Annotated in this window: 22 protein-coding genes and 1 pseudogene; 11 read left to right on the forward strand and 12 right to left on the reverse strand. The window is 52.5% G+C overall.

Annotated features, from left to right (window positions below; genetic code table 11):
- Positions 1-417: 417 nt before the first annotated feature.
- Positions 418-1,344, reverse strand: coding sequence for a transposase (locus ACE41H_RS21140; protein WP_375357542.1), 927 nt, complete (start codon positions 1,342-1,344; stop codon positions 418-420).
- 441 nt (positions 1,345-1,785) lie between these two features.
- On the opposite strand from ACE41H_RS21140, the pseudogene ACE41H_RS25330 reads away from it, so the two are divergent.
- From ACE41H_RS25330 to ACE41H_RS21150, 3 genes and pseudogenes are all read left to right on the forward strand, one after another.
- A pseudogene (locus ACE41H_RS25330) lies at positions 1,786-1,951 on the forward strand (RNA-guided endonuclease InsQ/TnpB family protein); the annotation flags it as partial.
- Between the two features lie 350 nt (positions 1,952-2,301).
- Positions 2,302-3,237 (forward strand): hypothetical protein, encoded by a 936-nt coding sequence (locus ACE41H_RS21145; RefSeq protein WP_375357543.1) that lies wholly within the window; start codon positions 2,302-2,304, stop codon positions 3,235-3,237.
- Between the two features lie 149 nt (positions 3,238-3,386).
- Positions 3,387-4,331, forward strand: coding sequence for an ArsR/SmtB family transcription factor (locus ACE41H_RS21150; protein ID WP_375357544.1), 945 nt, complete (start codon positions 3,387-3,389; stop codon positions 4,329-4,331).
- On the opposite strand, the gene ACE41H_RS21155 is transcribed toward ACE41H_RS21150, so the two are convergent.
- From ACE41H_RS21155 to lepB, 6 genes are all read right to left on the reverse strand, one after another.
- Complete coding sequence (locus ACE41H_RS21155; protein WP_375357545.1) at positions 4,318-5,406, reverse strand: lactonase family protein; 1,089 nt, start codon at positions 5,404-5,406, stop codon at positions 4,318-4,320. The two genes, ACE41H_RS21150 and ACE41H_RS21155, sit on opposite strands and share 14 nt — an antisense overlap.
- Before the next feature lie 152 nt (positions 5,407-5,558).
- Complete coding sequence (locus ACE41H_RS21160) at positions 5,559-6,758, reverse strand: MFS transporter (RefSeq protein WP_375357546.1); 1,200 nt, start codon at positions 6,756-6,758, stop codon at positions 5,559-5,561.
- Positions 6,759-6,878: 120 nt separating this feature from the next.
- The gene (gene csaA / locus ACE41H_RS21165; protein ID WP_375357547.1) at positions 6,879-7,211 is read right to left on the reverse strand and encodes a chaperone CsaA; all 333 of its coding nucleotides are present in this window, start codon (positions 7,209-7,211) and stop codon (positions 6,879-6,881) included.
- Between the two features lie 175 nt (positions 7,212-7,386).
- On the reverse strand, positions 7,387-8,499 hold the full coding sequence (locus tag ACE41H_RS21170; protein ID WP_375357548.1) for a DUF4179 domain-containing protein: 1,113 nt from the start codon (positions 8,497-8,499) through the stop codon (positions 7,387-7,389).
- Positions 8,466-8,930, reverse strand: a complete 465-nt coding sequence (locus tag ACE41H_RS21175; RefSeq protein ID WP_375357549.1) for an RNA polymerase sigma factor — start codon at positions 8,928-8,930, stop codon at positions 8,466-8,468. The genes ACE41H_RS21170 and ACE41H_RS21175 overlap by 34 nt, the downstream gene beginning before the upstream one ends.
- A 212-nt stretch (positions 8,931-9,142) precedes the next feature.
- Positions 9,143-9,688 (reverse strand): signal peptidase I, encoded by a 546-nt coding sequence (lepB, locus tag ACE41H_RS21180; RefSeq protein ID WP_375357550.1) that lies wholly within the window; start codon positions 9,686-9,688, stop codon positions 9,143-9,145.
- 195 nt (positions 9,689-9,883) lie between these two features.
- On the opposite strand from lepB, the gene mprF reads away from it, so the two are divergent.
- Positions 9,884-12,526 (forward strand): bifunctional lysylphosphatidylglycerol flippase/synthetase MprF, encoded by a 2,643-nt coding sequence (gene mprF, locus ACE41H_RS21185; protein WP_511055614.1) that lies wholly within the window; start codon positions 9,884-9,886, stop codon positions 12,524-12,526.
- Positions 12,527-12,938: 412 nt separating this feature from the next.
- Here the strand turns inward: mprF and ACE41H_RS21190 are convergent, their stop codons facing one another.
- A complete protein-coding gene (locus ACE41H_RS21190; protein WP_375357551.1) occupies positions 12,939-13,565 on the reverse strand; it encodes a nitroreductase family protein in 627 nt (208 codons plus the stop codon).
- A 253-nt stretch (positions 13,566-13,818) separates the two neighbouring features.
- Here ACE41H_RS21190 and ACE41H_RS21195 point away from each other — a divergent pair, with 253 nt between their 5' ends.
- Together ACE41H_RS21195 and ACE41H_RS21200 are read left to right on the forward strand one after the other, a co-directional pair.
- Positions 13,819-14,256, forward strand: coding sequence for a disulfide oxidoreductase (locus tag ACE41H_RS21195; RefSeq protein WP_375357552.1), 438 nt, complete (start codon positions 13,819-13,821; stop codon positions 14,254-14,256).
- A gap of 24 nt (positions 14,257-14,280) precedes the next feature.
- Complete coding sequence (locus ACE41H_RS21200; protein ID WP_375357553.1) at positions 14,281-14,787, forward strand: CcdC family protein; 507 nt, start codon at positions 14,281-14,283, stop codon at positions 14,785-14,787.
- 107 nt (positions 14,788-14,894) lie between these two features.
- Here ACE41H_RS21200 and map read toward each other — a convergent pair whose 3' ends face one another.
- Positions 14,895-15,641 carry a type I methionyl aminopeptidase gene (map, locus tag ACE41H_RS21205; protein WP_375357554.1) on the reverse strand — a complete coding sequence of 249 codons (747 nt, stop codon included), beginning with the start codon at positions 15,639-15,641 and terminating at the stop codon, positions 14,895-14,897.
- Positions 15,642-15,943: 302 nt separating this feature from the next.
- Between map and ACE41H_RS21210 the strand changes: the two genes are divergently transcribed.
- From ACE41H_RS21210 to ACE41H_RS21225, 4 genes are all read left to right on the forward strand, one after another.
- Positions 15,944-16,645: a GntR family transcriptional regulator gene (locus tag ACE41H_RS21210; RefSeq protein WP_375357555.1), complete on the forward strand. Its 702-nt coding sequence runs from the start codon at positions 15,944-15,946 to the stop codon at positions 16,643-16,645.
- A gap of 106 nt (positions 16,646-16,751) precedes the next feature.
- The gene (locus ACE41H_RS21215; RefSeq protein ID WP_375357556.1) at positions 16,752-18,113 is read left to right on the forward strand and encodes a GntP family permease; all 1,362 of its coding nucleotides are present in this window, start codon (positions 16,752-16,754) and stop codon (positions 18,111-18,113) included.
- A 42-nt stretch (positions 18,114-18,155) separates the two neighbouring features.
- Positions 18,156-19,703 carry a gluconokinase gene (gntK, locus tag ACE41H_RS21220; RefSeq protein ID WP_375357557.1) on the forward strand — a complete coding sequence of 516 codons (1,548 nt, stop codon included), beginning with the start codon at positions 18,156-18,158 and terminating at the stop codon, positions 19,701-19,703.
- A 95-nt stretch (positions 19,704-19,798) separates the two neighbouring features.
- Positions 19,799-20,041 (forward strand): hypothetical protein, encoded by a 243-nt coding sequence (locus ACE41H_RS21225; protein WP_375357558.1) that lies wholly within the window; start codon positions 19,799-19,801, stop codon positions 20,039-20,041.
- A gap of 58 nt (positions 20,042-20,099) precedes the next feature.
- On the opposite strand, the gene ACE41H_RS21230 is transcribed toward ACE41H_RS21225, so the two are convergent.
- The 3 genes from ACE41H_RS21230 to ACE41H_RS21240 form a co-directional block, all read right to left on the reverse strand.
- The gene (locus ACE41H_RS21230) at positions 20,100-20,210 is read right to left on the reverse strand and encodes a sporulation protein YjcZ (protein WP_375357569.1); all 111 of its coding nucleotides are present in this window, start codon (positions 20,208-20,210) and stop codon (positions 20,100-20,102) included.
- 111 nt (positions 20,211-20,321) lie between these two features.
- Positions 20,322-21,146 carry a serine/threonine protein kinase gene (locus ACE41H_RS21235; RefSeq protein ID WP_375357559.1) on the reverse strand — a complete coding sequence of 275 codons (825 nt, stop codon included), beginning with the start codon at positions 21,144-21,146 and terminating at the stop codon, positions 20,322-20,324.
- Positions 21,147-21,270: 124 nt separating this feature from the next.
- Positions 21,271-21,942, reverse strand: coding sequence for a MerR family transcriptional regulator (locus tag ACE41H_RS21240; protein WP_375357560.1), 672 nt, complete (start codon positions 21,940-21,942; stop codon positions 21,271-21,273).
- A gap of 401 nt (positions 21,943-22,343) precedes the next feature.
- Here ACE41H_RS21240 and ACE41H_RS21245 point away from each other — a divergent pair, with 401 nt between their 5' ends.
- The gene (locus ACE41H_RS21245) at positions 22,344-23,297 is read left to right on the forward strand and encodes an L-lactate dehydrogenase (protein WP_375357561.1); all 954 of its coding nucleotides are present in this window, start codon (positions 22,344-22,346) and stop codon (positions 23,295-23,297) included.
- Positions 23,298-23,337: the final 40 nt, after the last annotated feature.

The following is a 23,337-nucleotide window of genomic DNA, read 5'->3' on the forward strand; positions in this document are numbered from 1 at the left end:
TTTGCACGATTATCCCGTTGGATCAGGTCAAGAAAAACAGAAAACCCGGAACCGAAAATACACTTTAGGCACGCTAAAGAAAATAACGGATCAAAATGAGACACGAAAATGCCTGTTGTTACGCTATTTAGGACCATCGAATGGGTCTATTATCTTTTGGATCGTGCCTTATGGAGAAGCAGATCGGTTCGAGGTCATGAGACGTTCTTAGGAGAAGGCAGAGCGTTTAGGTGATGGGAAACCGACCGAAAGAGAAGGAGAGAGCTAAGCAAGGCATCGGAAAAATAAAAAGACCCTGGTCCTCGTTGCCGCTTGAACCTGAATTTTTCCGATTTCCTCGTTCATACTAGCCCAGACTAGCCCACACCGATCAAGCGACGTACCTTATGCTCACCTTTCCTCGTTCAAACCCTGCGATCAGGCCGCAGCCGCAAGAGGCTGAACCGGTTGGCGTGCGATCAGTCGGCGGTAAGGGATCGCCGGAATCGTCACGGCCATGTACAGCAACTTCTGCCACATCGTTCCTTCCGCTCCGGACAGGTGCGTTTCTTCCCCTTCGGTCAGGCGCAGTCGGCGGCGTCCGGTGTACTCGTTGAGATACGCCTGCAGATGCTTCGGACCCAAAGCTACATACGTACTCTTCAGCGATTTCCACGCCTCTCTCACCACTTTCCGCAAGGGCGTATACAGCCGATAGGCTTGAAGGAACGATTGTACCGCCGATGCACGGACATCTACCTGTTCGTTGATGAATGCAGCGAGTTCGTGACGATTTGCTCTTTGCCCCTCTCCCTTCTTCTGCGGAACCAGGCGGATTTTGACCTGCTCCGGCTCGCCCGACTCCGTGACCGTGCACCCGGCTACGACCGCCGAAGCATGCGGATGAGAAAACTGAGGCCGAGACGGATTACACCCATACCGGTCGCTGTTCACCTTCACGTCTCCGCAGAGCAGCTCCCGGGCATCGAACTCCCCGATGGCATGGCGGATTCGATGCAGCATAGACCAGGCGGTCTTGTAGGTGACCTGGATCACCTGGCTCAGCCGCATCGCCGAGATGCCATCGGGGAGCAGGAACAACTCCAGCGCCTGGAACCACTTGGTCAAGGGAAGATGAGTTCGTTCAAAAATCGTGCCAACCAAAGCCGACGTTTGATGCGCACACCTGGCGCACTCGAACAAAGGGATGCGCCGGGAAGTCAGACGGCTGCAGCGGGTATGGGCGCAACGCGGGCAGACGAAGCCGTTCGGCCACTTCATCGCGATCAATGCCTCCATACAGGCCTGCTCGTTGTGATAACGACTGCTAAGGGGTTGAAGTTCCGTTTCCACTTGGACTTCCATGTCTGCTCGCCTCCGAATCCATAATCCACGAACATAAGTTCTTTTTCTCATTATACCAAACATGTGTTCCTATTTCAAGCCTAACATCCCATTTGATCTGCCTCTTTTTTCTTATCTCGTTTCTCTTTATTCCTTCCCCTAAGCCCCCCGAACCTCCAACCCCCGCATTCTGATCAAAAGGGATAATGGTGCAAGGCTGTATGGAGAGGCACCAAGCACCAAGCACCGGGCATCAGGCAACAGACACCACACACCAGGCACCACCCTATAGACACCCATCTCACTCTGGCCACTAGACTCTGAGGGGGCGAATCCCCTTCTTGCAAGAAAGCTAGCAAAAAGCTGTCTGCTTTGATTCAGCGTCAATCCCAGCAGCAGATCTGCGTTTTACCCCGTTATATCAGGGCCTGTTTGCCGATTTCATGCTGCGAAAGTTGAGCGAAAGAATTAAATCAGCGCACACTCAATGACTTGTATTATCAAGAGCTGTGAAGTCGTTTCCGTTTGAAAAGTCAAATGGCGCAATCGGTGATCAAAACCGTCATCGCCCGCTATACATTCTGCTCGATCCAACGGGCACGATTGGAACCTGGTCATATTCAAACAACTTCAGATGAGACAAACTCCATCGGCTAACCAAGGCACTCGTTGAAACGTATCCGAAAGGGACTCTTTTTGTAATCGAAAATTTAAAGCATGTCCGTTCAGCAACGGAAAAAGTATGTGTTCGCCATCGTTATGTGTTGGTTTCCCGGGCGTTTCACCAGTTCCGTCAAATATGTGTGGACGAACACCCTGAGATACATCTAAAATTAGGTTATTCAGGCTTCGCCTACTGAAATTCGTCTCTCACTTTCATCAAGTTTTGCAAGATAATTGTTTCACGCAGGCTTTATTTTGAAAACGTTGTAGTGGATGTGCATTAGTGATCTATAGTATAGAAAGGAGGGGCTGCCGTTGACCCCCTTGGAACAAACCGCCTTTTTGCCGGATCATCCGGCTGGCGCTCTGACTGTGCTGATTGCAGCGGCTGTCATGGTATGGCTGTATGTGCACAGTGCCGTGCAGCTGCGTCTGTCCCGCAGGCGGCGGCTGGACGAGCTTCAGGAATCCTTATATCTGTACGGAAGGCTCGCCGGACCACTACATGCCGCCGTACACGGACAGCATGAGCAAAGCGGCGGGGATATCGCGCTCGTGAAGGCGCTGCAGGAATGCAAGTCCGCACCGTATCTGACTCCTTACCTGCAGGAGGAAATTCAGAACTGCCTTGACCGCAGGGACAGCTCCAGAGTCTCGCTGCTTCATAGATCTCTGGAACGGGAAATGAACAAACTGATTGAGCAACGGCGTCTGCTGCTCAAGGAAACCCATGCTCCCGGCTGGGGCTCGGCTCTATGGAATTTGCTCCGCCCGGCCGCTGCTCCTGCTGCCGTCGCAGGCTTTGCCCTGCTGACCTGGCGGCTGGTATCGGAGCTGCAATTTCCTGAAGCTCATTCACCCGGCATGACACTTTCGGTCGTATGGATGAGATACGTATCCGGCCTGCTGGCCGTCGTGTACGTATACCGGCTGCTAAGTCTGCCGCGCCAGAACGGAATCGATGTAACGACCTCCCGCCTGTCGGCCAGTGTGCTGTCATTCCTTATCGCTGCAGTCGTGCTGTTCCAATGGATCGGCCCGCACGCTTCGCCTTACATCCTGGGGGCGCAGCTCATCCTGTTTTTGAGCGGATTTATGTTCACCCGCGAACGTCCGCGCAGCAAGCGCCCATACGCGGGCACCCCTGAGCAGGCCGGACAAGCCCGGCAAGCCTCTCAGGCTGAGGGGCAGAAAAGCCAGGACGCTGATACGGATGCGGCAGAGACGGCGTCAACCACCCTGCACAGATAAACCGGCTAACAATGCAACAAGCGCTGCGTTCGTGAAGACGCGGCGCTTGTTTTTTTCGCTTGCCGATTGTGTCTGGACTTATTGAGGGTTATTATTTATACAAATGTAAATCAATTATATAAAATTAAACTTTTATAGATGGAGGAAGTATGGAGCTTGATATTTCTGCAAAATCATTGCCGGTATACGAAGCGCTGGCCAGTGAGGTACGGCTGAACGTGATCCGGCTACTGGCGGACTCGCCCATGAACATCCGTGAATTGGCGGAAGCTCTGGGGCTAAGCAGCGCAATTATGACCATGCATGTCAAAAAACTGGAGAAAGCCGGTTTGATCATGACCAAAATGCTCCCCGGCCGCGGGGGCGTGCAAAAGGTATGCTCACTGGCCGTAGGCAACATCCATATCACCCTGCCGCTGCCGGAGCAGGACACCCGCCAGTTTCATCAGACCGAGCTCTCTGTGGGCCACTATACGGATTTCGATATCGAACCGACGTGCGGCCTGGCCACCGTGGAGAAAATTATCGGGGAGTTTGACGAGCCCCGTTATTTTCTGGATTCAGAGCGGGTGAACGCCAAAATTTTATGGTTCGGCCAGGGGCATATTGAGTACAAAATCCCTAACTTCCTGCTCGCCAGCCAACAGCCGGAGGAGCTGGAAATCACCATGGAGCTCTCCTCGGAGGCGCCTTCCACCAACGACAACTGGCCTTCGGATATCTCTTTTTATCTGAATGACGTGAAATTGGGGGTCTGGACCAGTCCGGGTGATTTCGGGGACAACCGGGGCAAATATACGCCGGCCTGGTGGCCGGATGCCATCAACCAGTACGGGCTGCTCAAGCGGCTGCGCGTGACTGCGGACGGCACGTATATGGACGGAAACCGCATTTCGGATGTAACGCTGAATGAAGTGGTGATTGCCCGCAAGCAATGGAAATTCCGAATTGCCGTAACCGATGACGCTGAGCATATCGGAGGGGTGACCCTGTTCGGAACAGGCTTCGGCAATTACAATCAGGATATTGTGTTCCGGCTATACTACACGAACATCAGCAACAGCGGCAGAACAGGCCACGTCAGTAGCCATTAGCGAAGGATTTTGCATTCGCAGGCTTTTGCACCGGTTCTATGCATACCGGGCCTGGAATCTCCAGTACATATCCCGTATGCTGCAGCCGGCCGCTGTCCCCGTCGATGGAAAAGGATACGAGATTACCGCCGTCCTGGTTGGCAGCAATCAGATACCCGCCGGGAAGCAGGTTGAAATTGCGCGGTGTGGCGCCCGCGGTTTCCACCCAGTCGATTGCCGCCAGCTTCCCGCTGTCTTGATCGATCCGAAACGCCGCGATGCTGTTATGTCCGCGATTGGAGACATACAGATAACGGCCGCAAGGGGTTACACGAATATCCGCAGCCGTATTGTCCTGCACCGCTACTCCTTCCGGCAGGATGGACAGATGCTGCAACGGCTGAAGGTCGCCGGTTTGCTCATTATAAATAAAAGCCGTGACCGTATTGTTCAGCTCATTGGCCACGTAAGCAAATTTATGAGTCGGATGGAACACCAGATGGCGGGGACCTGAGCCCGGCGGGAGCTCCGCTTCACGATGCGTCACCAGCTTCCCTTCCTCCAGACGGTAGACGACGATTTGATCCAGACCAAGATCGCATATCATGACATATCGTCCTGACGGATCAGGCACGATGGAATGGGGATGTGGACCTTCCTGCCGGTCCTTGCGGATACCTGAGCCGCTATGCTTCACCTGTGCCAGCAAATTCCCCAGCCCGCTGTCCGGCAAAATGCCATAAACGACCGCATTGCCGCCAGAATAGTTGGAGGCCAGCACATAACGTCCGTCAGAGGTCACGGATACATAACAAGGATCGGCTCCTTCTGTCGCCTGCCGGTCCTGCATATGCAGTTCACCCGTCCCGGTATCCACCGCATATGCATATAAATGCCCCTCAGCCGTTTCACTTACCGCATACAAACAGGAGCCGTCCGGACTCAGCGCCAGAAACGACGGTCTCTCGATCCCTTCAGTCCCGCTTACGATTCTCATCTCGCCGCTTTCTCCGTCAAGGGCACACAGAAAAATCCCAGTTTCCGTGCGGGAAGCGTATGTACCCGTATAGAATAAATACTCCTGTTTCTGCTCCATTCTTGTCTCCCCTCTCAATTCAAGCATTGCCCATCCTACATTATTACCCATGTTGCCATAGAAATAAGACCGTATTTTTGTGAAAAGGCGGTCCTTCTATCCGAAGAAGCCGCCTTTCTCTATTGTAGTCAATATTGGGTCTGTACTACCTTTTATACAGCTGGCTCCGCTCTCCGGCCCGCCTTCCAGTTCACGGCCAGAACCAGGCTAATCATGAGGATGGCCGCCCCGAAAATGTAGGGCAGATTAATATGCACATCGAACAAAGTTCCTGCCAGGGCAGGCCCGACGATATTGCCGATGCTCATATAAGCATTGTTCATGCCTGCAGCTACACCTTGTTCGTCGCCCGCCATTTTGGATAAAGCCGTATTGATCGCCGGGCGAAGCAGTGCCGTGGCCGTGAAGAAAATCAAAGCCACGCCAAGCACGTAGTAAAAATTTCCCGAGAACAGCATCAATACCAGCGAAATCGCCGAAAACAGGAACGATCCGGTAATGACAGCCTTTTCTCCAAAACGGCTCAGCACCGGGCCGATGGCGACTGCCTGGATGATAGTGCCGATCAAGGCCCCGATCGTAATGACCATGGCGATGTCCCGTTCATCGTAATGAAACTTGCCTGTTACAAAGAAAGGAAACATCGTCTCAAAGTGGGACAGGCCGAATGTCAGTGTAAATATCATAATGAGCAGCGCAAAGTACGGCTTGCGAAACGAAAGGGCAAACTGCTTGATCACGTTCTCCCGCTTAAGCATCGTATTGCGGTGCCTCAGCTGGTCCTCAAGCGACAGCGTTTCAGGCAGCAGGAACAGGGACACCAGCGTAGCCACAAGGGATACAGCGGCAGATACATAAAAAGGGGCCCTTACTGAAATATCCGCCAGCAGGCCGCCTACGCCCGGTCCGATGACAAAGCCCAGCGACATTGCCGAGCCGAGCAGGCCCATTCCTTTACCGCGTGTCTCCAGCGTGGTAATATCCGCGATATAGGCCATCATTGGCGGAATCAGAAAAGCCGCCCCGATGCCTCCGATCAGACGGGAAACGTAAAGCATCCACATCGAAGTACCCAAAGCAAAGATAACGGATGAGACCGTCATAATGATCAGACCCAGAATAATCAGCTTTTTGCGCCCGTATTTGTCGGACCATTCCCCGCCGATAGGGGAAAATATAAACTGTGTAAGCCCGAAGACGGCAACCAGGTAGCCTCCTGCTTCCCCGCTGCCCCCCAGCATGCTCATAAATTCCGGCAATACAGGGATAATCAGACCTATCCCCAGCATGGCAATGAACATGTTGATCATCAGAATGATCAAAGGGCCTTTCCCTAACTTTGTTGCTGACATAATGCGGTTTCTCCTCCTCGCGCGCATCTCTCTGTTTATTATGGAAAGAATGCCTTACTTGGAGATCAAACCTCCAAGCTCTTATATATTAATGGAGCGTCTGCCAAAAGACAAACAAAATTATCCAATCGTTGTGCCGTCCGGCAGCGGGTAATCCGGCGTCAGCAGCACCACGTCTCCTTCACCTGGCATGCCGCCCAGCACCAGCACCTCCGACTGGAAGCCGGCAATGTTGCGCGGCGGGAAATTCACAACGGCGACCACCTGCCGTCCGATCAGTTGTTCCGGTTGATACCGTTTTGTAATCTGGGCGCTGGACCGCTTGATCCCCAGCTCTTCCCCAAACTGTATTTGCAGCTTGTATGCCGGCTTGCGCGCTTTGGCAAAGGGTTCGGCGGCAATAATGGTCCCGATCCGGATATCCAGCTTCAAAAAATCATCGATTTCTGCCATGGCTTGTCCTCCTTTAAGGATAATTCATCCAGCATAATGCATTATAGCACATACGTTCGCCTTCTTGGAAGGGAAATGTACGGTGTCGAATCTGGAGCTGATTGGCAGTTGACCATTAAAGCGGGGGAGTGAACAAAAAATGTTCTGCCATGAATTTTTCCATGGCAGAACATTTTTACTGTAGTGTAAAATTCACCTGATCTTCCACGACTGTCCCCATGTGATCTTCCAGCCTGAAGGTCAGCGGCTGCGGGTATGGCTTATCTTCAATCAGCACAACGGTTTGCAGGCTGCTGTCAGCATCTTCCCGTAAGTTTTGTTCCGTCTGAAGACGATGGGTTTTCCCGTTGCCATCCGTAAAGCTTGGGACAAACTCAAAGTATTCCTCCGGGTACCTTTTGTTCCCGTGTTTCATTCTAAACGTGATCGCCACATTGATGCCCTGCTTTTTAACTCCTGTCAGGTACAACCGGTCATCCGGATTGTTCACCAGTCTTTTTTCGTCCGTATTTACGATCATTTTAAAATCCGGGGTAAGCTTATATTTCATTCCTCCGAATTGAAGCTGCAGCGGAGCATCTTTCCTGTACCAGCTGCCCCCAAAATAGATGACACGCCCTTGTCCGTCAGGGCCAACACGCTGATACAGATATTGAACGTCATGCTCCCGATCTGTACCTCCGGCATAAAGAAGAGGATCGAGGAACCAATCAATAGGCTTAATTTCGCTGCTCAGCTCGCTTACATATACATCTGTTCTGAGCGGCGTCTGTGCATATTTCTCCAATCTAAACTCTTTGTCGCCAATCCGGAACGTCTGCTGAAGCACAGATTCTTTCTCCAATGACACAAAAACGCTTTTATCCAGATAAATAGCTGTTTCAAACCAGCGGCCGGATTTCAAATTCCCAGCAGACTCTTCCTCCTGAATATATCCGGTCAAGATAAAATCGTCCGGCACCTCTTCCTCCCCGTAAAAGTCAAACACGATATACCCTGCGCTTTTGCCTGGCGGCTCTACCCTTTGATACGCCACGTTGCCGTAGATACCTGTACTCGGCTGTCCATTCGGCAGCAGCAGCTGCAGCTTGTCATTGGCCAGGATCAGCTGGTTGGAGGTGAGCTGATTATCCGTCCTGTAAAATATAATCACCCGCTTGTTATCCGCCAAAATGCCGTCAATGCCAAGGACATATCCGCTGTTTTCAAGCTGCATACCAACGGGCTGATACAGGCCGTGTTCAACGGCATCCTTTATCGTTCGGTCCTCTTCCGTAATCTCCAGCACGTATTCAGGCAGCTCTGCCAGCTCAGTCGCTTTCCCTTCATCTGCTTTAACCCCTTGTACAACCAGGTTTTGATCGTGCCCTCTGGCTTCTCCAGCACCTGCGCAATCTCTGCAATAGTCATGTCCTGATAATATTTCAGGATAAGCACCTCCCTGTACTTGGGCTTCATGCGGGCAAGCGCATGCTGCAAATCCAGCTTGCTGTCGCTGATCATTTCCGCACGGTCGCCTTCCTCGCCTCCGGACAGGGGCTGCCATCTTTTGCGCCGCTTGAGCTCATCCCTGCAGTAATTCATTAAAATGCGCATCGGCCTCACTGTGAAGATAACTGTAGGCGATGCCGTAAAACCTCCGCTGATGTGCCGAAACGAGCTGCTGAAAGGCGTCTTGATCCCCTTTACAGGCCGCCTGAGCCAACCTTTTTTCTTCATCTTTCACGGCCTCCTTCTCACCTCCCCGCATGCTTTCACCGGCCGGGTTCACATGCTATATGAATAAGACCTCCGGGGACCGGATTTAGTTTTAAAGTCAGCGCATAAATTTCAAAAGCACACAAAAAAGCACAGGTTCGAGCCCTGAATGGCCGATCCTGTGCCAGTTCCCGCAAAGCATTCAGCTTTCCGCCAGCTTGAATATGAACCTGTCAAAATGTTGTTCCAATCACATGATCCAGCGGGATGAAGCCGATCGAACGGCTGTCATTGCTGTTATTCCGGTTATCCCCCATGACAAAAATATATCCCTCGGGCACAACCCATCTCCGGTCTTCCGTCTCCTCCATGGTTTCCTTAATATAAGGCTCATTCAGCAGATTTCCGTTCAAATAGACCGCATGATTCTTCACTTCGATCACATCGCCGGCCTTGCCGATCACACGCTTGACATAAATGCTTTTATTCTTCTGCTCATCAAACATCCGGAATAAAGGCTGCTCCCATAAATCATTGATCAAGCTGCGCTTTTCCTCGACACGGCTGTCAATGATCACAATATCACCGTGCTTCAACGTTTCAGGGAAGGTGTTGGGAATTTTGGAGACATACAGCTTCTGCTGATCATGCAGCGTCGGCTCCATCGAATGTCCTTCCACAGTATAAGGCTGGGCAATGAATATGCCGATAAACAATGTGACAGCGATGGCAGCGCCGAACGTTCCCAACCAACCCAGCAGGCTCTTCACCAGTTTCATCAGGGCAAAACCTCTCTTATAATCATGTAGAAATATGATAATGCAAGCACGGAATTTCGTAATTAAAAGTTGATTCTGGTATATTCTTCTTATCAGTATACGTCGGCCTCCAATGTCCGGTCAATTTGCAGGAGCGGACTGAGACATGACCCTGTCTTCCATTACATTCAAAAATTTTCAGGAGAGTGAATCTATTTGCTTACAGCACTCAAGCAGCTCAAATCATTCCGGATTGTGCAACTCATACTGGCTGCTTACCAGAAACGAATCGTCAGGATGCTGATTCCCCTGATTATTTTGGCCCTGGTCATTTGGCTGGGAAGCCGGGAGCTTCATAATATGAACATCGGTCGCATGCTGTTCGAGCTGCGGCGTCTTTCACCGTGGACTATACTGGAGATTGCGCTTTTTTCACTGCTTGCCGCCGGCGTAATGAGCTCCTATGACCTGGTCGTCCGCAGACATTTCCGGATGCCGATATCCATCGGGGCAGCGTTCCGCTACGGCTGGATCGCCAATACCTTCAATAATGCCTGTGGATTCGCGGGATTCACCGGTGCAGGTCTGCGCGCATTTCTTTATAAAAAAAGCGGCGTCCCTCTTAACGTCATCACGGCCGCCGTCATTTTTCTCTCTCCTGTCGTGATTACGGGGCTGTCCCTGCTCGCCTGGACTGTGCTGGCCCGCCTGTTTCCCGGGGATCAGCTGCTGCACGCCTATCCCTGGCTGCGGTGGGCCATGTGGGGAATGGCTCTCTATCTGCCGGTGTTCCTGCTCGTTCAGCGCTCGCGCCTGTTCGGCAAATGGTTCAATCAGGGCAAAGGCACCATGCCCTGGACAACCATTTTCGCCTCTTTGGCCGCTTCCTTGCTGGAATGGCTGTTCGCCGCGTTGGCCTTCGGCCTTGTTGGCACCCGCGTTCTGGACGGCGTACCGCTGGAGGCTCTGATCGGCGTCTATGTCATTGCCGCTACAGCCGGCCTGATCAGTATGGCACCCGGCGGCATCGGTGCTTTTGACGTAACGGCCCTGCTCGGCCTGCAGCTTCTGGGGGTGCATCCCGATCTTGCACTGACGGTGCTGCTGCTGTTCCGTTTCTTTTATTTTATCGTCCCTTGGCTCATCGCCCTCGTGATGACCGCAATTGAGATCATCCCGAAGCGGGAACGGATCGGTGAACTGGCTGGCTCTAGCTGGAGCTATTCCCTGAATAAATGGCAGCAGATTTGGGCATGGCCCGGGCAGTTCCGCTTTCTGGCTGACCTGGGGGTCTGGGCGCTAAGCAAGCTGGTACTCGCTTCAGGGCTGCTGCTCCTGCTGTCTGCGGCTTTGCCTGGCCTGCTGTACAGACTTCGTTTCGCTGAGAAGCTGTTGACCCTGCCCATCATGCAGCTCTCCCATGATATCTCGGTTATCATCGGTATCATGCTGATCGTGCTGTCACACGGGATTTCGCTGCGTATCCGGCGGGCGCTTCGCCTTACGCTTGGGCTGCTGTTCGCAGGCGCGATTTTTACGTTCATCAAGGGTTTCGACTTCGAGGAAGCCTTCTTCCTGCTGTTTGTCGCCTTGATGCTGTACCTTTCCCGTTCACGCTTTTACCGTGAAGGCGCTCCGGTAAGCCGTACTAATTTGTTGATCTGGGGAGGGCTTACCGTGCTGGTGACTGTGGCGTATCTCCTGATCGGAGCAGGCGGCTACAGCTACTTTCTGCATCGTCTGCCCTTGCGCATGAGCACAAATCTGCTTTTTGACCGCCAGCATTTTGGCATCAAAGGCCTGCTCAGTTTGATGTCCGCCTGGGTGTTTCTGACCATGTACCTCATGATGCGTCCCAAACGCGGCGTCGAAGAGCTGCCGGATGCGGCCGAAATGAACAGGCTCCGTGAATTTATCGCTCATGAGCAAGGAAATTTGCTGACCCACATGCTGTTTCTGGGAGATAAACAGTTCTATTGGGCACAAGAGGGCAAAGTTCTCATTCCTTACGCCAGAAGCCGCAACAAGCTTGTCGTGCTCGGCGACCCCCTCGGTCCAATGGACAAGGCCAGCGCAGCCATCCAGGAATTCCAGGGTTATGCTGACAGATACGCGCTTGCGGTGGTGTTTTATCAGGCATCCCCGGCCTATCTCCCGCTTTACCATGAGAACGGCTACCGCTTTTTCAAGCTTGGGGAAGAGGCGCTGGTGCCGCTGGAATCCTTTACTTTATCGGGCAAAATCAATACGCCGCTGCGTACGGTGAGAAACCGGTTCGGCAGAGAAGGCTACTCATTTCAAATGGCTTATCCCCCGTTTGACGACAGCCTGCTGGCCCAGCTTCGGGCCGTGTCGGACGTGTGGCTTGAGGGGCGAAAGGAAAAAGGCTATTCGCTCGGCTGGTTTAACGAAACCTACCTTCAGTTGGCGCCGCTTGCGCTCGTGCTGGACCCGCAGCAACAGGTCATCGCCTTCGCCTCCCTTGCCCCGGCTTATGATAACAAACAGACAATATCCATTGATCTGATGCGCCATCTGCCGGATGCGCCGAACGGAACTATGGATTTTCTGTTCACTCATGTGATGGAGTGGGCACGGGATGAAGGGTATGTGACCTTTAACCTTGGCATGGCCCCGCTCTCCAGTGTAGGCCAGAGCGAACGCGCCCTGCGTGAAGAAAAGCTGGCGCGGCTGGTGTTTCAGTACGGCGGCCACTGGTACGGCTTTGAGGGCTTGCGCCGATACAAGGAAAAGTTCTCCCCCGCCTGGGAGCCGCGCTATCTGGCTTATCCTGCTTCGGTGTCCTTGCCCATTCTTACGGCTGAGCTTATGTACCTGGTGTCACGCAAAATGGATTAGGCTTCCGGCCTGCGTTCCTCCATGCATGAAACGTGGAGCATTAGTGTGTGGTGTGTGGTGTGTGGTGTGTGATGTGTGGTGTGTGGTGTCCGTTGCCTGCTGCCTGGTGCCTTTCCATGCAGCTTTGCACGATTATCCCTTTTGATCAGAATGCGAGGGTTGAGGGTTGAGGGTTGGGGGTTGGGGGTTGGGAGGCCTTAGGGGAAGGTTTTTCTTGACCTGATCCAACGGGATAATCGTGCAAAGCCCTTAAACAGCGAGTCACATGTCTTGCCACGATCGACTGGCGGCTTGACTGTCCACCACGGATGATTAGGTTGAGGGCAGCTCCTGTTAGAAATCTTTCAACACAAAAGTTAAAGGGGCTCAGCCCTCAGGCTTGCCCCTATCATTTTTGATCGATATGAAGTTCTTAGAAGCTGCCGCGAACAATCGTCTCGGACAGCGGCAGACGGCCTGACGGATGAGCAGGTTCCTTCGCCTTGCCTACGGTAATCAGCATAACCGGCAGATAACGGTCCGGAATGTTAAATCCCTCAATCAACTGCTCCGGGTTAAATCCGCTCATAGGGCAGGTATCATAACCCAGTGATTTTGCTGCCAGCATGATGTTCTGAGCTGCCAGCGAAGCGTTCCTGATCGCGGAATCCCGCGCCACTTGAGGACTCTGATAGGCACCGTTAATCTGGCCAACCAATGCGTCACGGATGTCCGCCTTGAGGAAGCCTGCTTCCACAGCCTGGTCATAAATGACCGTATTGCGGTTCGCCTCCAGATCGCCCAGTACAGCAACTGTCAGGCAGCTCTCGGCAACCTGGGACTGGTTGTACGCAATCGGAAGCAGCTTCTGCTTGTCGGCTTCGGATTCAATGACAAGGAACTTCCAATGCTGAAGGTTCCAGGCGGAAGGAGCCTCGCCGGCCGCCTTCAAAATCATCTGCAGGTCCTCTTCCGGCATTTGAACACCAGTCTCATATTTCTTCACCGAATGTCTTTCGCTAATGACACGAAGTGTTTCGTTCAGCTCAACTTTGGACATGGTTTACACTCTCCTGTTCTCCTTTTGTTTATGTAACAAAACGATTGCTTTCATTTCCATAACCAATTGTAATTATAAAAAGTTACAGTTCAAACTGTCAATAAATCGTCAAACTTTCTTTTTGTGCGATGCAGAACCAAACCACTGTTTTTCCTCATTCGCTTATAGTATGATCAATATAACTAAAACTATGAATTGGATCGTGAGATCCCATACAAGAGATGCAATTTCCTGAAAGAAAAGGAGAACGTTCATGTTCGGAAAAAAGTCTGATTTGATGTTATTCTTCGCATGGATCGTCGCGTGTGTGGCGACACTGGGCAGCCTTTTTTTAAGCGAATACCTGGGGTACGAGCCCTGCAAGCTGTGCTGGTTTCAGCGCATACTGATGTACCCTCTCACGCTCTTGCTTGGCGTTGCCTACTTTAGAGGTGATACAGGCATCCGCATCTATATCCTTCCTTTGTCCGTGATCGGCGGCCTCATTTCTGCCTACCATGTGACGATTCAGCGAATCGCCGCCGCCCGCGCTGCCGCCACTCCCAGCACCTCCTGTGGCCGAGTGTCCTGTGAGACGGATTATCTGAACTGGTTCGGCTTTGTTACGATTCCGATGCTGGCGCTGATTGCATTCATTCTGATTATTGCGGCCATGATTGTGATCAGCAGACAGGAAAGAAGAAGATGGTAATCCCATTAGAGAGGGGTTCTTCAGTTGTTACACATCAACACTGCTTACTTACAGTACGGAGCGACTGTCGGCATGGTGATTATGGCCGTACTTGCGATCTTTATTCGCATGAAGGCCAGCCACCGTCCCATAAATGCAAAAAAAATCATTATCCCTCCGCTTGGCATGAGTACGGGATTTTTAATGTTCATCGTAAAAGAATTCCATATTCCGCTGTGGTGGGGAATCATTTCATTTCTGGTGGGCTGGTTTATCTTCTCCTACCCGCTCATCCGCAGCACCAGGTTTGAGATGGTGGACGGACAGATTTTTGTTCAGCGCTCACGGGCCTTCTTCTTTATTTTGATCGGCCTGCTGGCTGTCCGCATGCTGCTGCACGAGTTCGTCCAGCAGTATATCACCATTCCTCAGACGGCTTCTGTGTTTTTTACGCTGGCATTTGGCACACTGCTGCATTGGCGCCTTTATATGTATATGCAGTATCGCAAACTGTTCCCTGCCGGAACACCGGACAATCCGGTCAACTCATAAGTGTCAGCCCCGCTTGGCAAGAAACAAGCTGCACAAACGATTTAAGGGTGCCTCAGGTCAAAGATCCTTTGATTTGAGGCACCCCTTTTGGTTGTTGGGAGACGCTGTTATTGCTCTGTCAGCAGGACCGGCCCGTCAGCGGTAATCGCAAGCGTATGCTCGTATTGGGCGGATAATCCCCCGTCCAGCGTGCGTGCCGTCCAGCCGTCCTCGTCAATCTTGCAGCGGTAGGTTCCGGTATTCAGCATCGGCTCGATGGTGATGACCATGCCCTCCTTCAGACGGGTGCCGCGATGCGGAGGACCGTAGTGAGGATAATGCGGCTCTTCGTGCATACTTTGACCGATTCCGTGTGCGATGAAATCGCGCACCACCGAGAAGCCCTGCGCTTCCGCATATACTTGAATAGCGTGGGAGATATCCCCAACCCGATTGCCGACAACAGCCTGCTCGATACCTTTATATAAAGATTCCTTCGTTACGTCGAGCAGCTTCTGCGCCTGCTCGGACACCTGTCCCACCGCATAGGACCATGCGGAGTCAGCCAGCCAGCCGTTTAAATTCACGACCATGTCGATGGTGGCAATGTCGCCTTCCTTCAGCGGAGTATGGTTAGGAAAACCGTGGCAGATTACATCATTCACGGAACCGCAGGTTGCATACGGATAACCGTTATACCCCTTCTGCTCGGGAGTCGCCCCGTTTTTCTTCATAAACGCTTCGGCAAAAGCATCAATTTCCAGCGTCGTAATCCCGGGACGGATCATCTTCGCGATCTCCCGGTGACAGGCGGCCAGAATTTCACCGGCCTTCTTCATATTTTCTATTTGTTCCTTCGTTTTCAAAATAATCATGGTGAGTCTCCTTACCTGTGGATTAGCGCCCGTAACGCCATAACGCAAGCCGCCGGCATCCGGCTCTCTGTATACTCATTTTAATGCAGCTTATGCGGCCGATATACTACCTGCTATTGTATCGTGAAAAGAGATAAAAGGAAAACCGCCGCGACCAAAGAATTTTCGGGACTGTATCGATCAACTTCTTAAAATTTTATTGTTACCGTTTACAAGAATTTAAATTTGTGTATATAATGATCGTGATTTGTATACCTGTATACATGTTGACAAACTTTATAACAGACAGGAGCGTGAGCGTTGTGGATTATCCGGCAGCTTGGCTGCAAGGCGCTTCATTGGGTGAAAAAATCGCCTGTGAGCTCCGGCTGCAGATTATCCGGGGACACTATGCTCCAGGGACGGTTTTATCCGAGAACCAGATCGCTGCCGATTTCGGGACAAGCCGCTCCCCGGTAAGAGAAGCCATGAAGGTGCTGTCCGGCGAAGGATTAATCCGTCTTGAGCGAATGGGTGCCGTCGTCATTGGCATGTCGCCTGCTGACATGGAGGAGCTGTTTGATGTACGACTGCTGATCGAGCATTTCGTTGTCAAACGTCTCGTTCGTAAAGATACAGCCCCCATCGCAGCCGCGCTGGAACGCCTTACGGACAAGATGGAGGTCGCCTTCAAGCATTGGGATACTGCCGAATTTTCGCTGCAGGACTTTCTGTTCCATGAAACGTTAGTGCTGGAAGCAGGCCATACGCGGATTCTGCATACGTGGAACGGCATGAGACAGCTCATCCTTACCGTGATGCTCGCCGCGACGGAACAGCGTTTCTCTATGAAGAGCACTGAGTCGGTTGTCACTATTGCCAAGCACCGGACGATTGCAACTGCTTTAATGGACAGGGACGAGGAACGGCTGGTGTCTCTCGTAGACGATCATTATAAAGACACGCGTAATGCGGTCAATGACAGCGTGCTTTCCCCTTTTCGCGGCTCGGTGCTGCAGGACTGATTTCCTTGATCTGCAAAATGAAAACATATTTCCGTTGGCGGAAATGTTTTCGTTAGCTAAAGTTGTCGACAAGTATACAAATTAATGATTTCAAGGAGGTTTACCTATGCAAGCATTATTCGGGCTCAGTCATAACACCAGTTTATTGATCTGGGCGCTCATCACGATCGTTCTGCTGATTTTGCTCATTGCCAAGTTTAAATGGAATCCGTTCGTTTCCCTCCTGCTCGCGGCCTTCTTCCTCGGGCTGATGAACGGCATGCCGGCGCCTGATGTGATCACCTCTGTAACAAAAGGCCTCGGAGGAACGCTCGGCTCCATCGCCATCGTCATCGGTCTCGGCACGATGCTCGGCAAAATGATGGCTGAATCCGGCGGGGCGGAGCGCATTGCCACAACGCTGATCGACCGCTTTGGCGAAAAACGGGTTCATTGGGCCATGCTTCTCGTTGCCTTTATTGTTGGCATTCCTGTATTTTTCGAAGTCGGTTTAATCCTGTTGATCCCTATTCTGTTCACCGTTGCACGTAAAATGAATATGTCGCTGATTAAAATCGGGATTCCCATGCTTGCCGGTCTGTCCACAGTACACGGCCTGCTGCCACCCCATCCCGCTCCGATGATTGCGATTGACTCGTATCAGGCGGACATTGGACGCACCCTCCTGTACGCGCTGATTGTCGGGATCCCGACCGCGATTATCTCCGGACCGGTATTCGCCAACTGGATCAGTAAAAGAGTTCACGTGACACCAAACCCTGAGCTTGTCGACCAGTTCACCAACAAAAACGAGCGGCCGCTGCCGGGCTTCGGTATTACATTGTTTACCATCCTGCTGCCGGTTATTCTGATGCTCAGCGGTTCGGTCGCCATGATTGCAGACCCTGGCCAGACCAGCAGTTTGACCATTTTCCTCGAATTTATCGGTGACGAAGTTGTTGCTTTGCTGATTGCCGCCGTCTTTTCTTTCTTCACACTGGGTTATGCCCGCGGCTTCAACAAGAATGACCTGGCCCGCTTTACCAGTGAATGCCTTGCGCCGACCGCTTCCATCATTCTGATCATCGGGGCTGGCGGGGCCTTCAAGACGGTCCTGATTGACAGTGGTGTCGGCAAAGCGATCGCGGAAATGGCTACAGGGGCGAACGTTAATGTTATCGTTTTTGCGTATCTGGTGGCTGCGCTGATTCGTGTCGCCACAGGCTCGGCCACGGTCGCCATGACCACTGCAGCGGGCATTGTCGCTCCCGTGCTTGCGATGACGCCAGGCGCCAATGTGGAGCTGGTCGTGCTTGCAACCGGCGCCGGCTCGCTGATTCTGTCCCATGTCAACGACGCTGGCTTCTGGATGATCAAGGAGTTCTTCAATATGACGGTGCCGCAGACGCTCAAAACATGGACTGTCATGGAAACGATTCTCTCCCTCGTTGCTTTCATTTTGATTATGCTGCTGAGTGTGGTAGTTTAACTAAAGGAATCATACAGCTGCGGAACAGAGAGGAGAGTCATAATGGCAAATGTTAATCATATGATCGGTGTGGATATCGGCACAACGAGCACCAAAGCGGTATTGTTTGCAGAAAATGGTACCATCAAGGCGGAGCATAATGTCGGTTATCCCCTGAACACTCCGGTGCCGGCTGCAGCGGAGCAGGACCCGGATGAAATTTTCCAGGCAGTGCTGACGACCATCCGCGAGGTTATGATCAAAAGTGGAGTGCCGCCGCAATCGGTCCTGTTCGTTTCCTTCAGCTCGGCCATGCACAGTGTGCTGGCCGTCGATGAAGACGGTGTACCGCTGACGGCATGCATGACCTGGGCAGATAACCGCAGCGCTCATTGGACCGAAGTACTGAAAAAAGAGCTGAATGGGCATGCGATCTATCTGCGTACCGGAACGCCTGTCCACCCCATGTCGCCTCTTACCAAGCTGATGTGGATTACGCGGGATCTGCCGGATATTGCGGCAAAAGCGCATAAATATATTTCCATCAAGGAGTATGTGTTTGCGCGGCTATTCCAGGAATACGTTGTGGATCACTCCATCGCTTCAGCCACGGGCATGATGAATCTGGAGAAGCTGGACTGGGATGAAGAGGCTTTGGCGGTGGCCGGGGTCACCCGCAAGCAGCTATCTACGCTTGTGCCTACGACGCATATCATGAACGGCTTGAATCCGGTCTATGCCAAGGAAACCGGCCTGCCCGAATCGACGCCGTTTGTCGTGGGTGCCAGTGACGGCGTGCTGTCCAACCTGGGCGTCAACGCCATTAAGCCTGGGGTCGTAGCCGTCACCATCGGCACAAGCGGGGCTATCCGTACCGTGGTCGATAAGCCTGTCACCGATCCGAAGGGACGTTTCTTCTGTTACGCACTGACGGAAGATCAGTGGGTGATTGGGGGGCCCGTCAATAACGGGGGGATTATTTTCCGCTGGATCCGCGACGAATTTGCCGCCTCTGAGGTCGAAACCGCGAAGCGGCTCGGACTGGATCCCTACCATGTGCTGACCCAGATCGCAGAGCAGGTGCCTCCGGGCTCGGACGGGCTGCTGTTCCATCCTTACCTGTCCGGCGAACGCGCGCCGCTGTGGGACCCGAACGCCCGGGGCTCCTTCTTCGGCCTGACCCTGCGGCATAAAAAGGAGCATATGATCCGGTCCGCCCTGGAAGGCGTATTGTTCAACCTGTACACGGTCATGCTGGCCATGGAAGAGGTCATCGCCAGACCTTCCGTCATTCATGCTACGGGCGGCTTTGCCCGTTCCGAGCTGTGGCGGCAGTTAATGGCTGATATTTTCGATCAGGAGGTTATCATTCCCGAGAGCCTGGAGAGCTCCTGTCTCGGCGCCGTGATCCTTGGGCTGTACGCGCAAAAGCGAATCGACTCCCTGGACGCGGTCGGAAGCATGATCGGAACGACACATCGTCACGTGCCGGAGAAAAAGCATGTTGACGTGTACCGTGAGCTGCTGCCGATTTACATCCGGATTTCACGGAAATTTGAAGAAGAGTTCAAGATTCTGGCTGATTTCCAAAACAAAATGCTGGCAGAATAGTTGCAACCGCTTTGTCCTTCGTACGTATTAACCTTTAATAACGACAATTTGGTTTCCATACCGATCATGGACTCAATACCAAGGAGGACAAAACGATGCTTAAGAAAATATTGCACCGCCTGCTGCATTCCGCTTCCCATTCTTCACATTCTTCCCACCGGCGCCATCACAGCAGCTCGGACATGCGGCATTACAAACGCCACTCCAGCAGTGATTACCATAAAAGGCATCACGGAGGTTATGTCGGGAAGCTGTCTTCATCCGATCTGAAGTACGGACACAGCCGCCACGGACACGGACATTACAAGAACAGGCACCGCAGCTTCTCCAGCTCCTGAGTCTGGATATACCTTGAAATAGAAAGAACAGGCCCTGCAATGGCCTGTTCTTTCTATTTCAGTACAGCATTAATGTACGGGAGATAATGACCAGTAGAATAAATAAAACCAGAATAGCTCCGGCCGAGTACCCTCCGCCGTATCTGACACCATATTCTGTACTTTGCAGTTTCAATGTTAAATCCCCCTTCCTGTTAATCACTCCGTCGGTCTTTGTCTTTAACACAGAATCATCTTATGTACACGATCGTTCCGGTGTAATGGGTAGCACCCCATTGTTTCATATTTCCTTCTGCAGCAACCGGGATAACCGGCGCAGATCCTGAAGGGCCGCAGCCGAATCCTCATATCCGGGTGCGAGCTGCAGCAGACGCTCCAGGAACCGACGGGTCTCCGGGTGCAAATCCAGCTCCTCCTGCCACCCGGAAGGCTCTTGACCGGGGGCCGGGTCGTAAGCGGAATACAGCATAAACAACATAAAATGCCCGATATCATACAGATCGCTGTACATTTGGGCATCCCGCCGCTGCGGATCGCGCATTTGCATCATGGAGCCGGGAAACACCTCCTGCGGGTCCTCCCCCATGGCGAGGGCCAGTCCGAAATCGATCAGACAGGGCTCTCCGGCCCGTTGAATCACATTCGGGATGCGGATATCCATATGAACGAAGCCCTGCTCATGTACATAGCGGACCCGCTCCAGCAGCTCCAGCGTGTACAGGACACACTCCGTTTCCGTGAACCTTTGTTCTTGCCCAAAAATCAAATCCTCAAGCGTGCTTCCCTCTATATATTCGGATACCAAATATGCCTTGTTCCGTCCCGGCCCGATCCACTCGATATACCGGGGAATGCAACGATGGCTCAACTGCTGTAAAATATCCGCCTCCCGCCGCAGCAGCTTGACGGCACGGGCCCGCTTGCTTGGCTTGGCCTGTTTGACGGCTGCGCTCAGGCCGGTCTCCCTGTCCGTGCACAGATAGGTGAGCCCGTAGCTGCCGATCCCGAGAAGTCTGACCACCTTGTATCTGCCGCCGATCACTTCGTCGGGCTGATGCGGATAATCCATCCAGGCTTCACGTACTCTGCGTAAATATGCCAGCAACACCTTTCCTCCTTGAACAGACGGGCTTCAAGCCCGCCATCACAGCCCATTATATCATGGACATGTCGCAGGGAAAGTGGGTGCCATTAGTGGACACCAGCAGTAGAGGCCATAGTGAAGGTCATTACGCCTCTCTGCTCTTTCGCGGGAGCAGGCCGAAAATGCTGAACAGCGGACTCCGCGCCTTCTTCCTGCGTCCCTGGTAGCTGCGCAGATTCGTAATGAGCTGCCGATCCCTTTCCTCCTCCGTTTTCTCCTTGATCCAGCGCCGCTGCTCCTCCAACCGGGCTGACAGGTCGCTATGCGTCTCCAGCAGCTTTTCCTGCTGCTCCTCCAGTTCAGCAATACGGCGGTGGAGTTCCTCCCATTGCAAAGGCGCGTCTATCCGCTCCTGATCGGAAGCGGCTTCCTCAACCGCAACCTCAACCGCAACAGGAGCATGCTCCGGTTCATGAGACGGCCCCGGCTTTTGCAGCACGGAAGCTGCCGTAACCTCTTCCACCAGCGCCATGAGATCAGGCGATGCCTCCTTCGGGAACGGCAAAGGCTCCTCCTGGTGTCTGAGTTCGGTCAAAACATTCTCAACCGCTTCCGCCATCGTCATGTTATTTTCCCGCATCAGGGACTTCAGGTGACGAAAGCTTTCGATGTCCTGCTCTGTATATATTCTGGATTGGTTGACCGCCCGCTCGAAGACATAACCCTTCTCCTCCAAAGCTGCGGCATATTTCCGCAAGGTGCTTGCGCCGACTCCCAATGTTTTGGCAATTTCCGTTGTGACTCCAGTTTCCTGCATACGCCATACCTCCTGTAATTTGAATTAAACAGGGCGACATTCCAGCATGACGGTCGCACAGCCCTGGTGGCTTGCCCCGCCCTTTTCTTATGCTATTCCATTTCGTCGGTTACACATAAAACTCCTTTGACGTAAATATTCTATTATTGCGGATTGCTGAGAGCTTTTGTCGGGATGGCTGCCGGCCTTGAGGGGCTTGGCCTAAATCAGATTTTCCGGTTATGGCGCTATGTGTATGTGAATTTTTCGTTAAACAAATTGCAGGAAACCTGTCTTATTCATGAATAAACCGTCTATTCGTTTGCGGGGACAAGCAAAATATGTAATGTTATGTAACGTAAAATTCCGCTTGCGCATATTTTATGGTATCACTTTATGGAGCGAGACAGGGGGAATCCATGATGAGAGCAACATCAAGGAAGGTAGCGGTGGTGGGGGCCGGGATGGTTGGTTCAGGCTGCGCTTACTCCATGGTCAATCAGTCGATTTGCGATGAAATCATGATCATAGACCGGAATGATGACCGTGCGATCGCACAGGCGCTCGACCTGTCGCATTGCATGGATTTTACACATACAAGAACAAAAGTATATCCGGGCACCTATGCGGACTGCCGCGACATGGATGTCATCATCCTCACCGCCGGAGCCAATCCCAAACCCGGAGAGTCCCGCCTTAGCATAGTGGAGGCAGCCGCTTCAATCACGCGTAGCATCGTCACCCCCATCATGGCTTCAGGCTTTGACGGCATATTTGTGATCGCCGCCAACCCGGTCGATATCGTGACTTATCTGGTCAGGGATATTTCGGGCCTGCCCCGTGCCAAGGTAATCGGAACAGGAACCTCCATCGATTCCTCCAGATTGAAGACGCTGCTGTCCGGGGTTTTCAACGTTGATCCACGCAGCGTTCACGGTTACGCACTTGGCGAACACGGAGAATCCCAGTTTGTCGCCTGGTCCCACGTCACCATCGGCGGCAAACCGCTGCTCCACATTCTGCGCCAGCACCGGGAACGCTTCAGTCATGTCGATCTGGACGATATCGCCCGCAAGACGAAAGATGCAGGCTGGGAGATTTTCACCCGCAAAGGCTTCACCCAGTTCGGGATCGGTAACGCCCTTGCCTATATTACCCGCAGCATTTTGAACGATGACGGCAAAATTATAGCCATATCTGCCGTTCTTGACGGCGAATACGGCCAACGTGATGTATGCGCAGGTGTTCCGGCGATTATAGGCAGCGAGGGCATCCAGGAAGTAATCGAGCTGGAACTGACGCCTGAGGAGCAGGCGAAATTCGATCACTCCTGCCGGATTATTTCAGAGCATATCCGAGCAGTTAAAACAATTTGACATTCCCCAAGTATCATTTAATCCATGTTAGAATACAACT

This window comes from Paenibacillus enshidis (assembly GCF_042136365.1).
GTDB classification, from domain to species: domain Bacteria; phylum Bacillota; class Bacilli; order Paenibacillales; family Paenibacillaceae; genus Paenibacillus; species Paenibacillus enshidis.

Bases quoted from the DNA above. Each gene is read 5' to 3' on its own strand.
- ACE41H_RS21150 (WP_375357544.1), top strand. From the start codon at position 3,387: ATGGAGCTTGATATTTCTGCAAAATCATTGCCGGTATACGAAGCGCTG.
- ACE41H_RS21225 (WP_375357558.1), top strand. From the start codon at position 19,799: ATGCTTAAGAAAATATTGCACCGCCTGCTGCATTCCGCTTCCCATTCT.
- ACE41H_RS21245 (WP_375357561.1), top strand. From the start codon at position 22,344: ATGAGAGCAACATCAAGGAAGGTAGCGGTGGTGGGGGCCGGGATGGTT.
- ACE41H_RS21140 (WP_375357542.1), bottom strand. From the start codon at position 1,344: ATGGAAGTCCAAGTGGAAACGGAACTTCAACCCCTTAGCAGTCGTTAT.
- ACE41H_RS21160 (WP_375357546.1), bottom strand. From the start codon at position 6,758: ATGTCAGCAACAAAGTTAGGGAAAGGCCCTTTGATCATTCTGATGATC.
- ACE41H_RS21195 (WP_375357552.1), top strand. From the start codon at position 13,819: ATGTTCGGAAAAAAGTCTGATTTGATGTTATTCTTCGCATGGATCGTC.
- ACE41H_RS21175 (WP_375357549.1), bottom strand. From the start codon at position 8,930: ATGAAGAAAAAAGGTTGGCTCAGGCGGCCTGTAAAGGGGATCAAGACG.
- ACE41H_RS21215 (WP_375357556.1), top strand. From the start codon at position 16,752: ATGCAAGCATTATTCGGGCTCAGTCATAACACCAGTTTATTGATCTGG.
- lepB (WP_375357550.1), bottom strand. From the start codon at position 9,688: ATGAAACTGGTGAAGAGCCTGCTGGGTTGGTTGGGAACGTTCGGCGCT.
- ACE41H_RS21155 (WP_375357545.1), bottom strand. From the start codon at position 5,406: ATGGAGCAGAAACAGGAGTATTTATTCTATACGGGTACATACGCTTCC.
- ACE41H_RS21240 (WP_375357560.1), bottom strand. From the start codon at position 21,942: ATGCAGGAAACTGGAGTCACAACGGAAATTGCCAAAACATTGGGAGTC.
- ACE41H_RS21190 (WP_375357551.1), bottom strand. From the start codon at position 13,565: ATGTCCAAAGTTGAGCTGAACGAAACACTTCGTGTCATTAGCGAAAGA.
- csaA (WP_375357547.1), bottom strand. From the start codon at position 7,211: ATGGCAGAAATCGATGATTTTTTGAAGCTGGATATCCGGATCGGGACC.
- map (WP_375357554.1), bottom strand. From the start codon at position 15,641: ATGATTATTTTGAAAACGAAGGAACAAATAGAAAATATGAAGAAGGCC.
- gntK (WP_375357557.1), top strand. From the start codon at position 18,156: ATGGCAAATGTTAATCATATGATCGGTGTGGATATCGGCACAACGAGC.